This window comes from Erwinia sp. 1181_3 (assembly GCF_052824965.1).
Genome location: NZ_VTDE01000027.1, coordinates 1 through 1,592, shown reverse-complemented (window position 1 = coordinate 1,592; position 1,592 = coordinate 1). Strand labels below are relative to the sequence as shown.

The following is a 1,592-nucleotide window of genomic DNA, read 5'->3' as shown; positions in this document are numbered from 1 at the left end:
GACGACCAAAGGCGCTGCGATTGCTACTGTATCTATGGCTGCTGGTCTGGGGCTTGGACGCTTAGGCTCTGCGAGCGAGATAGAAACCCTATCTCAGATGACTAAAAACGATTCACTCCCGATAGGTAGAATGAGGAGTCCGGGGTTAACAGCTTGTTTATTAGCTGGTAATAAAATAAAAAAATCTGATGGTACAGATCTTATTTCAATCCCCGAAAATGCAAGAGTTCGTAAGTTGACACCACCAGAGGGTTATTCTGGAGAATATGGATATGAGTATAAGTGGATAGGTCCAGGAGGGGGGACGTCTATGGTTCGCATTCATGACATAGATGCCTCTGCTCCGGTAGGAGCAAATGCCAGTCAGGGGTGGGTTGTGCGGATATTTGATGGTAAGAGAAGCATGGATATAAATGGTATTTATCATCCTCCGGGTATTTTTAATCCGGGTAGCCCTAACTATAGTCCATCGATAATCAATGATGTCCACATCCCCATCAATAAACCCATTAGTTTCCCAGGAGTACCATAATGTCAAATAAAAATGATTTTTTCTTAAAAGAGAAAACAAAGGAAATAACCAGTTCTCTGTTAGATGGAAATTCAGACATGTACGATTCAATAGGATCTGTACATGACCTTTTCTCATCACCTTATAATAAATCGCTGGTGGCGAACGATGAGACCATTGAAGGCTTATGGTTCACATTACTTGATGTTTTTTTTAAAAGTAAGTCTTATGAGAACAGATTTGATGCGATATCGACACTGAGTGATATTTATTTCCATTGCATAAGATGCAATAAAAAATTGAATCTAAATCTTTTGAGGGAATGGAGAAGTGAAAACAATGATAAAAGTTCATCTAAAGAGATATTAGAATGCGTAGATAGTATGATACTTTAATTTAATTAGTGGGGATATTACCCGATAATTATAGGGTGTATTATTTTACTAATTATATTATTTACAGGATACTGAAACATGGGGGAGGTAAAATTAAAGCACATGAAATAATTAACCATTTTGATAGTTTCTCTGATAACGACACTATATATGTAAAGCACCCCTGAAAGCTGGATTCAGACGCAATTTCTGCTACAGAACCTGATGAATGGGGGATGCCTTCAGTCAGTTTCTGTACTGTCATTGGATCCTGGTTGTGCTGCCACAGGAACTCAGATTCGGTCATTTTAGCCAGAAAAGAACACCTGAAGATAAAACAGCGATCGTCAGAATAGAATGGATAAAAGGCGATTGCTTTTCGTACACTAAATAGATGAATATCCCTGCATTGTTTATGGATAAACAAGCGAGGATGCATGTTCTGTTTATATCAGGCACAGGATGCCGGAAGGCGGCTTTCTCCACGGGATTTTCAATTCGTTCAGATGCCCCGCGTGGCGTTCGACAATGCCCGGATTTATTATGAAATGGATTATCGGCGCTATGCGAGGCAAGACGTATCAGGCGATCTCCCGCAGCGGAAATCCGCCAATAACGATCGCTTTAACCCTTCCGACAAATACTCAGGCATAAGTGGCTACGATCCTATTTATAATGCCACAGAGTGCGACCTCAATAGGGGTCGT

General features: G+C 40.5%; 3 protein-coding genes and 1 pseudogene. 3 read left to right on the top strand and 1 reads right to left on the bottom strand.

Translation table 11 applies throughout. The annotated features are described in order from the left end of the window. Both FY046_RS23580 and FY046_RS23575 read left to right on the top strand, forming a co-directional pair. The coding region (locus tag FY046_RS23580) for a polymorphic toxin type 30 domain-containing protein (protein ID WP_446186535.1) at positions 1–532 on the top strand (532 nt) is incomplete at its 5' end. After that, complete coding sequence (locus tag FY046_RS23575) at positions 532–906, top strand: hypothetical protein (protein ID WP_446186534.1); 375 nt, start codon at positions 532–534, stop codon at positions 904–906. The genes FY046_RS23580 and FY046_RS23575, both read left to right, overlap by 1 nt. A 214-nt stretch (positions 907–1,120) precedes the next feature. On the opposite strand, the pseudogene FY046_RS23570 reads toward FY046_RS23575, so the two are convergent. Beyond that, positions 1,121–1,198, bottom strand: a pseudogene (locus FY046_RS23570) (hypothetical protein); the annotation flags it as partial. Between the two features lie 202 nt (positions 1,199–1,400). Between FY046_RS23570 and FY046_RS23565 the strand changes: the two are divergent. Then, the coding region (locus FY046_RS23565; RefSeq protein WP_446186533.1) for a hypothetical protein at positions 1,401–1,592 on the top strand (192 nt) is incomplete at its 3' end.